The sequence below is a fragment of the Marinomonas algarum genome, from assembly GCF_020532605.1.
Lineage (GTDB): Bacteria > Pseudomonadota > Gammaproteobacteria > Pseudomonadales > Marinomonadaceae > Marinomonas > Marinomonas algarum.
The window spans coordinates 182,342-190,780 of sequence record NZ_JAJATW010000004.1 but is presented as its reverse complement, the minus strand read 5'-3'; the positions used below and the strand labels follow the sequence as shown (position 1 = coordinate 190,780).

Sequence of the window (8,439 nt, the reverse complement as noted above, 5' to 3'; positions counted from 1 at the left end):
CACGGGTTGTTCAAGTAAAATACGATGAAGTCGACCATAAAGGGGTTGCAGTGCGATTGAGCATTTTTGCACCCAGTCCGACATAGTTTGCCGACTCAGTTCGATGCCGTATTGCTTAAACATGCTTTCTTGTCGGTATAAAGGTAGGCTGTATTGGAACTTACCGGTAATCACTTGGCTTAAAAGGCTAGGTGTTGCGACACCTTTAGGAATAATGCTTGGCGGCATTGGGGATTGCTTGATCGTTGTTTTGACCTCAGCTTTCTCACACTGGCGACACGCGTATTTAGGACGAACGGTTTCGATCACTTTTAGCTGAGCGGGAAGGAATTCCAATTTCTCAGACGTGTCTTCGCCAATACGATGAAGTGGTGTCTGACAGCAAGAACAAGTTTTGTCCGATTCTGATATGTCCACGACAACCGTTTCACGAGGTAAGTCTTTTGGCAGAGATTTACGCTTAGGTTTTGTTCGAGTATACGATACGGTTTGCGTGTCTGGCTCAACAACGGAATCGCCATCTTGCGAGTCACTGTCTGATTCATCAAACAGTTCGCCTTGACCTGGGGACACTTCTGAGCTTTTACCAAATTGCTTTTGTTGAGCCAAACGCCATTGTTCAAGAATGAGCTGATACTTAGATTCCCATTCAGCGATTTTAGTATCTTTTTCTGTTAATACTCTTTCTTGTTCTATTAATGCTTTTTCTTGTTCTATTAATGATGACTCTTTTTCACCTAACAACAACGACTGCTCAAGCAAAAGCGCCTTAAGCGATTCAATGTCATTGGGTAAGTCATCAGGAAGTATTTTCATGGCTTGGATTATACCAAGCGAATGCCCTAATCGTCATGATATCGATAGGTTAAATGTGGGTGTGCTTCTTGTAAATTGAGAGCCAGACCATCTAGCAACCAATTAAGCTGACGAGGTGATATTTGAATAGACAATTGTTCGTCATCAATACCAGGCCATTGAAAATACCCTTTTTCGAGCCGCTTATAATGTAGCCAGAAACCATTTGACGCCCATTGTAATATTTTGACTTTATCGCGCGCTCGACCGCAAAAGACAAAAATATGATCACTACAAGGCTCTTTTTCCAGATCATAGGCGACAATATTGCACAAACCATCAATGGCTTTACGCATATCAGTTGGCCCACAAATGAGGGTCACATTGAGTTGAGCAGAAGTGGTAAACATAAGTCTTTTATTCCTATGAAAGAAAACGAAAGACTTTATGGTTTTTGAAGAAGATTAAAACGTGTGGTTTAACCGACGCTTACTATGTGCTTATGTTCTGAAGTTGCCAGTAGCCACCTTTCAACGCCATGAGTTGTTCATGGGTTCCAGTTTCGAGCACGTTGCCGTTTTCCATATAGACAATCATGTCAGCATCACGGATGGTCGACAGGCGATGGGCAATGACAAAGCTGGTGCGGCCCTGACGCAGGTCAGCCATAGCGGTCTGGATCTGCAATTCGGTGCGTGTGTCGACTGAACTTGTCGCCTCGTCGAGGATGAGGATTGGCGCTTACGGAGCAATTAGAAGTAGTGAGTTTTGAACTGTATAGCAACGATAGCTAACCTCTGCCTGAGAATTTCAAACTTATGCGTAATAAAAAGCCCTACATGAGGGCTTAATATCGTTAATCCTAGAATTTTTAGGGCTTTATAATGTCAATTCACTCCTCAGAAATTAGGTCAAACAGTCTGTAGGTGCGCTTTTTCAGCAGTGTCTTTTCTATATTTGTGTCAACAACTTTATATTTAGCAGCAAAACCATACTCGATTTTTTTACTGTTTGCTAAATCTTTATCTACATTAGAGAATGAAATATTATCCCAATCAATAGGCATAGAATCAATATCAATAACATAGTTTTTAGAACCCGGAGGCAGTTCTAAGTTCATTTCATGCTTATTTACAATTTTTCCGTTATAGTAAAAAGAAAGGCTATTAAGACCTATATAGTTGTCTGTATTATTTATAGCGTTTATCTTTTTAGACCTCATAGATAATATCACTTCCTCCTCGCCTAGATCAAAGTCATTTGGCATTACTTTTTTATAATCAATAGAGTGGACAATAGCACTAACTGCAAATTTGTCCTTAGAAGATAAAATTGACTGAGGGCAATCTAGAGTATAATTAATTCTATACAAAGAGTCGCTCTTACAGTTAACTAGGAAAGTTCTCGTGGTTTCTAATAGTTCATTTATTGCTTTTTGATTTCTTTGCTCTGCCAAAGAAAGTAAACCATTTAAAGAGTTTCCACTTACTTTAGCAAATGAGTCTAAAGTTAAAATATCATTCCTTTTTACAGATATTAGTTTATTGAAAGTGTCATTAGTGCCTTTAAATAGCCCTGATTCATCACTCATAGAAACTATCGGTATTGGTGTTTTTGCTTCATAGTTGGAAGATATACTCTTATAAGACTTTTCAAAGTTTCTTACAGCATTGTCATATTTGGTCAAGAGCTTTTCATGGTCCATGCCTCTGCTTTTATGAGCCTCATATAGCTTTCTATTGGCTTCTCCAACTGCTTGGATGTATTTGTCACGATCAAATTCAACGGCGGCTGGCGGCATCGTAGCCCAAACCCCCAATGACAGAACTGAAAGCGCCGCATAAGACGTGCTTTTTCCAAGCGTAAAGTCTGTTCCCTTTTCGCGAAATAATTTTGTATTATCACTATCACACGTTATTTGCTTATTGGTGTACTCCACTATCCCAGTGACACACTCTTCTTTTTTAGTATCCCACATTGGGGCAAGATCAGTTAACCTCACCCAAGGCTCTGTAGCATTGTAGACCTCACTAAACTCAGTAAAGGCATAACTATCATTGTCTGCCTCAAGTTTTGCGTATAAGTGATGTTCTAGCTCTTGTGGGTTTTCCTTTATTTGAGTTTTTAACGGAGCCTTTGTTGAACATCCCGCCAAACCGATGGTAAGCACCATCAAAAATATCATACTTTTTATCATTATGAGTTCCTTATTTAATGATCTAATAATCTTAGAAATTCCTATAAACTATGATTAACATTAGTATAATAAGTAAATCATGATCGTTAATCCTAGTAAAGTGTGATTAAACTACACACCTAAACAGAAGCATGAATACACCGAACGTAGACGTCATTATATCCGCCCTTACAACAACACAGCTTGCTCTGTTCATTTGAATCGCTTTCGGCCTACTCTATGGTAAGAGGACTTCATGTCTTTCCAGGGTATCGGCGTCAGCAATGTAATCAAGCAGAGGAGATAACTTGCTGGTTCTAGGCAGTTGACTTTGGCGATTTTAATGACAGCAAACAACCGGTTGTGTTGTCTAACCGCAAAAGGGCGGGTGACATTTAGTTTATGAATGCTCAAGAAATACCCTATTCTGGACTTTTTAAAAACTTAACCCCCACATAATCAATACCAAATCTGTATAGATTTTATAGAAATATAACATTTCTATTATGAATCTAATCTGCTTAAGATCGCGCTCTATCGTTCACCCAAATTACATCGAGCCACTTATGTCAGCCAACACCTATCACGAGCCTGTGAGCATCAGCAAGAAACTGATCTTTTTGATTGCTACGGCCGTCTCAGCCACTGCGGCGAACCTTTATTATAACCAACCTATTTTGCCGCTGATTGGTCAGGATTTGGCGCTAAGTGACTTATTGCTAGGCGCCATACCCGCCGCTACCCAACTTGGCTATGCGGCGGCTTTATTATTGATATCTCCCTTAGGTGATCGTTTTCCTAGGCGCGATGTCATTTCCATTTTATCGGTATTATTGACCCTCACTGCGTTCACTGCAGCGCTTTCACAAACAGGCTATGTTTTGATCGTCGCTTGTTTCGTTTTAGGCCTCAGTGCCAACATTACTCAGCAACTCATTCCCTTTGCCGCGTCATTAAGCTCGGCTAAAGACAAAGCGCAAGTGATGGGGACTGTCATGACGGGACTCACCATGGGAATTCTAATTTCACGAGTGATCAGCGGTAGTATAGGAGAACATTTCGGCTGGCGCGCGGTGTTCGTTATGTCGGGGGTGATTTCAGCCTGCTTCGGCTTATTGTTGTATCGCTACTTACCCCAAAACAAACCGGCTAATACCCTACCCTATTTAAAACTCATCACCAGCATGTGGGGGCTAATAAAACAACATAAAATCTTACGCCAAAGCGCATTGATTGGGGCGCTATGGTTTGCCGCCTTTAATGCCATGTGGGCAACCTTAGCCTTACATGTGAGCAAGCCACCTTTTAGTTACGATGCACAACAAATCGGCTTATTCGGCATCATTGCAATGTCCGGCATCATAGGTGCTAAGCTTTCAGGAAAATGGGTACCCAAATTTGGCAGCTACCGCGTATTAATCGCATCCATGACGCTCATTATTTCAGGGTTTATTATTGCGGCTCTATTTGCAGATCGTCTTTGGGGACTCGCCCTTGGCATTATTCTGATCGATCTTGGTGTATTCAGCGGACAAGTGGCGAACCAAGTGCGTATTTTCTCTATCGACCCCGCCGCTCAAAGTCGGATCAACGCCGTTTACATGCTGTTCTACTATTCAGGTGCCACCCTCGGTTCAGCCCTTGGCGTTAAGATTATCAGTCATTTTAACTGGTTCTCTGTGTGTGTATTTTGCGCTTTGATTACTGGTATTGGACTGCTCTACCATGCACTTAAAGGACGTTAGTCCACTGTCGACAAGTAACTCCTTTGTGTGTTCATAACGCCAGTTTTCTCGCTGTTAGAGCCACACAACGATCCAGTAATTTACTGGGTCGTTGTGCTTATGCGCTTATGCTCTGAAGTTGCCAGTAGCCACCTTTCAACGCCATGAGTTGTTCATGGGTTCCAGTTTCGAGCACGTTGCCGTTTTCCATATAGACAATCATGTCGGCATCACGGATGGTCGACAGGCGATGGGCAATGACAAAGCTGGTGCGGCCCTGACGCAGGTCAGCCATGGCAGTCTGGATTTGCAATTCGGTACGTGTATCGACTGAACTTGTCGCCTCGTCGAGGATAAGGATCGGTGCGTCGAGCAGAAAAGCACGGGCAATGGTCATAAGCTGACGCTGCCCCTGAGAGAGACTCCCGCCGCCGTTGTCCAGCACCGTATCGTAACCGTCGTGCAAGGTGCGCACGAAATCATCCACATGGCAGCGTTTCGCGGCAGCGATGACCTGTTCGCGGGTCGCGTCCGGGCGGCCATAGGCGATGTTGTCATGCACCGTTCCGGTAAAGAGCCAGGTATCCTGCAACACCATCGCCATGGCACGACGCAGGTCCTTTCGGGACAGGGTGGTGATGTCTTCACCGTCCAGTCGGATCGTTCCGCTGTCGATCTCGTAAAACCGAATCAGCAGGTTAATCAATGTTGTCTTACCTGCGCCAGTGGGACCGACGATGGCCAGCATTTGCCCTGGCTTTGCTTCGAGACTGACATCTTCAAACAGCGGCTGGTCAGGAATATAACGAAAACCAACCTGCTCGAAGCAGACATTACCTTTTACTGGCAAGCTAAGGTGAGTCGGCACGGCCGTGTCCGTGGACAATTCAGGCGCATCCAGCAGTTCAAACACCCGTTCCGCTGATGCCAAGGCAGATTGCACCTGAGCGGCCATACTACCAAGCTGCGAGATCGGCTGGCCTATCTGACGGATATACTGAATGAAGGCTTGTACGCCACCAAGGCTTAGCGCGCCCGAAAGCACCTGGAGCGCCCCAAAAACAACCACCGCGATATAAGCGATGTTATTCACGAACATTGTCGTTGGCTGAATCAAGCTAGCGAAGATCTGCGCCCGCATGCTCGCGGCGGTCAGAGTATTGTTTTTTTCAGAGAATTGCTGATCCACACGGTCGCGTGCGCCAAACACTCGGATCAGTGCCTGACCGGTGACGGTTTCTTCCACCAGCGCATTCAGATGGCCGGTTTCACGCCATTGCTCGGCATATTTGGGTTGCGCCAAACGACTGAGAATACGCGTTGCCCCAAGCGATACACCAATCGCTACGATCGCCGCAGCAGCGAGAGGAACGGACAGCCAGAACATCATGGCAAGCACGCCGATGATAGTCATTAGCATCAACATCGCCTGACTGGCGACTTGTTGCAGGTTTTGGATCATGTTATCGATATCGTTGGTGAAGCGCGAAAGCACTTCACCACGAGGTTGCGCGTCAAACCACTTAAGTGGCACCTGCGACAGCTTCGCCTGTGCCCTTTCCCGCAGGTTACGCCCCATGTTCTGTACCAAACCGTTGATCAGCCACGCCTGAATGAAGTTGAGGCCAGAGGCGACCAGATAGATCCCTGCGACAAACAACAGCTGACGCATAAGGGCTGACCACGTGTAGTCATCGCTGACCAAAAGGTCGGTCGCAAAGCCAAGCTGCCACGGGCCTAGGGTACTGCAGACCACACTGCCGACGCTGAGCAAAAGTGTGACAATCAGGATTTTACAATTACTGCCAAAGGCCGTCCAAATTCGCCGCGCGGCCGCTCCTGCGGCTTTGGGTTTTTCGCCTGCTACCGACCCGCCGGGACCTCTAGGGCCAGGGGCGCTGTTTTGTGTTCTTGAAACGGTTTTAAGTTTCTTATCTGTTGCGGTACTCATGCTGTGCCCTCCTCGGGCATGGCCTGCGAGTCAACGGTCTCGGCGTAAACGGGGCAGGTCTGCATCAGAGTATCGTGCGAGCCAAGACCGACCATACGCCCCTTCTCGATGACGACAATCCGGTCGGCATCCTTGATCGAGGCCACACGCTGACTGACAATCACCGTGGCCGCGTGGTTCACTGCTTTCCGTAGCGCTGCTCGCAGCTTGCGATCCGTCGTTTGATCGAGAGCAGAAAAACTGTCATCAAAAAGATAGAGATCAGCATCACAAACAAGCGCCCGTGCGATGGCAAGCCGTTGCCGCTGTCCTCCAGAGAAATTAGCGCCGCCTTGTGCCACGGGTGCCATAAGCCCTTCGGGCATGGCGCGGACGAAATCGGCAGCCTGTGCAATCTCCAGTGCCGCCCAGAGTGTGGACTCGTTTGCTTCGGAATTGCCAAGCCGTAGGGTATCCGCGATAGTTCCAGAGAACAGATAAGCTTTCTGTGGAACGTAGCCGATATGGGAAGATAACTCTTTGGGTGCGACCTCTCGCAGATCCACCCCTCCCAGTGTGATCCGCCCAGCGCTTGGGTCATTAAGCCGCGCGATCAAGTTAAGAATGGTGGATTTTCCAGAACCCGTTGCGCCAATGATGCCCAACACCTCTCCTGGGCCAAGGTCTAAGCTGATATTTTCGATGACCATGGCTTCTGCACCAGAATAGCCAAAACCAACACCTTCAAGTTTCAGGTGCAGTCCAGCGCCCCGTGGTGGCAAGGACTTGGGGGCTGATGGTGGGCCGACTTCGACTGGGCTTTGCAGCAGTAACGTAATGCGCTTGCCACTGACCAGCGCGCGCGGCAGCATGACAATCATCAACCCCATCATCATCACGGCAATAAGAATCAGCGCAACATACGAAAGAAAGGCGATAAGCGCACCAATCTCCAAGTCGCCTTCTCGAACTCGGCTGGCACCTGCCCAGATCAAAGCAACAGAGGTCAGCTGCATCACCGCGGTTAAGGAGGGCATAATCATTGCCATTAAGCGTCCGGACTGTATCGATGTCTCGGTTAGACCTGTATTGGCCAATCCGAAGCGCGTACCTTCGCGGGGTTGCTGTAAAAAAGCACGGATGACACGAATGCCTTCAATCTGTTCGCGCAAGATGCTGTTGACACTGTCAAGCTGTTTCTGCATTTTCTGGTAAAGCGGGATGGCCTTAAAAGCCAGAAAACCGATGATGCCCGCCAAGATCGGCACTGCAATCACTAGAAGCCATGAGAGTTGTAGATCCTGACGAACCGCCATGATTGCACTTCCTACGCCCATGATAGGGGCGACCACAATCATAGTGAACGCCATGATCAACATCGACTGAACCTGCAGTACATCATTGGTACAACGGGTAATAAGCGAACCAACGGTAAAGTCCTGCACTTGTGACAAGGCAAGGTTGTGCACCTTGCTGAACACATCAGCGCGCAGACTTTGGCCTATCCGGTAAGCGACCGACGCTCCGAGAAAAACCGCCACGGCACTCAGCACAAGCTGAACGCCGGCGGCGACTCCCATTAGACCGCCATAATAGCGGATGATTGAGCTGTCCGCGGAAGCGATTCCCACATCGATCACATCCGCACTGAAACTCGGCAACAAAAGAGAGGCCGTAATCTGCCCTACTTGGCACAGTAATAGCGCCAAAAGCGCCCACTTGTATCGCAAGAACCGTTCACGCCAGGTCGCCGTACCTGAGTGTCCATCAGTAATCAAGACTGCCACCCCCATCTAATTCTTCCTTAACAGCAG

General features: G+C 47.1%; 7 protein-coding genes. 1 reads left to right on the top strand and 6 read right to left on the bottom strand.

Features of this window, described 5'->3' with window-relative positions; genetic code table 11:
* The 4 genes from LG368_RS05025 to LG368_RS05010 all read right to left on the bottom strand — a co-directional run.
* Positions 1 to 816: IS66 family transposase zinc-finger binding domain-containing protein (locus LG368_RS05025; protein WP_226753637.1), on the bottom strand; the 816-nt coding region annotated here is incomplete at its 3' end.
* Between the two features lie 26 nt (positions 817 to 842).
* Positions 843 to 1,205 (bottom strand): IS66 family insertion sequence element accessory protein TnpB, encoded by a 363-nt coding sequence (gene tnpB, locus LG368_RS05020; RefSeq protein ID WP_226753636.1) that lies wholly within the window; start codon positions 1,203 to 1,205, stop codon positions 843 to 845.
* An 82-nt stretch (positions 1,206 to 1,287) separates the two neighbouring features.
* Positions 1,288 to 1,464 (bottom strand): P-loop NTPase family protein, encoded by a 177-nt coding sequence (locus LG368_RS05015; protein ID WP_276572993.1) that lies wholly within the window; start codon positions 1,462 to 1,464, stop codon positions 1,288 to 1,290.
* A gap of 223 nt (positions 1,465 to 1,687) precedes the next feature.
* Complete coding sequence (locus LG368_RS05010; protein WP_226753635.1) at positions 1,688 to 2,992, bottom strand: hypothetical protein; 1,305 nt, start codon at positions 2,990 to 2,992, stop codon at positions 1,688 to 1,690.
* A 545-nt stretch (positions 2,993 to 3,537) separates the two neighbouring features.
* Here LG368_RS05010 and LG368_RS05005 point away from each other — a divergent pair.
* A complete protein-coding gene (locus tag LG368_RS05005) occupies positions 3,538 to 4,716 on the top strand; it encodes an MFS transporter (RefSeq protein WP_226753634.1) in 1,179 nt (392 codons plus the stop codon).
* Positions 4,717 to 4,813: 97 nt separating this feature from the next.
* On the opposite strand, the gene LG368_RS05000 is transcribed toward LG368_RS05005, so the two are convergent.
* Positions 4,814 to 6,646, bottom strand: coding sequence for an ABC transporter ATP-binding protein (locus LG368_RS05000; RefSeq protein WP_226753633.1), 1,833 nt, complete (start codon positions 6,644 to 6,646; stop codon positions 4,814 to 4,816).
* Positions 6,643 to 8,403: an ABC transporter ATP-binding protein gene (locus LG368_RS04995; RefSeq protein WP_226753632.1), complete on the bottom strand. Its 1,761-nt coding sequence runs from the start codon at positions 8,401 to 8,403 to the stop codon at positions 6,643 to 6,645. The genes LG368_RS05000 and LG368_RS04995 overlap by 4 nt, the downstream gene beginning before the upstream one ends.
* Positions 8,404 to 8,439 lie beyond the last annotated feature (36 nt).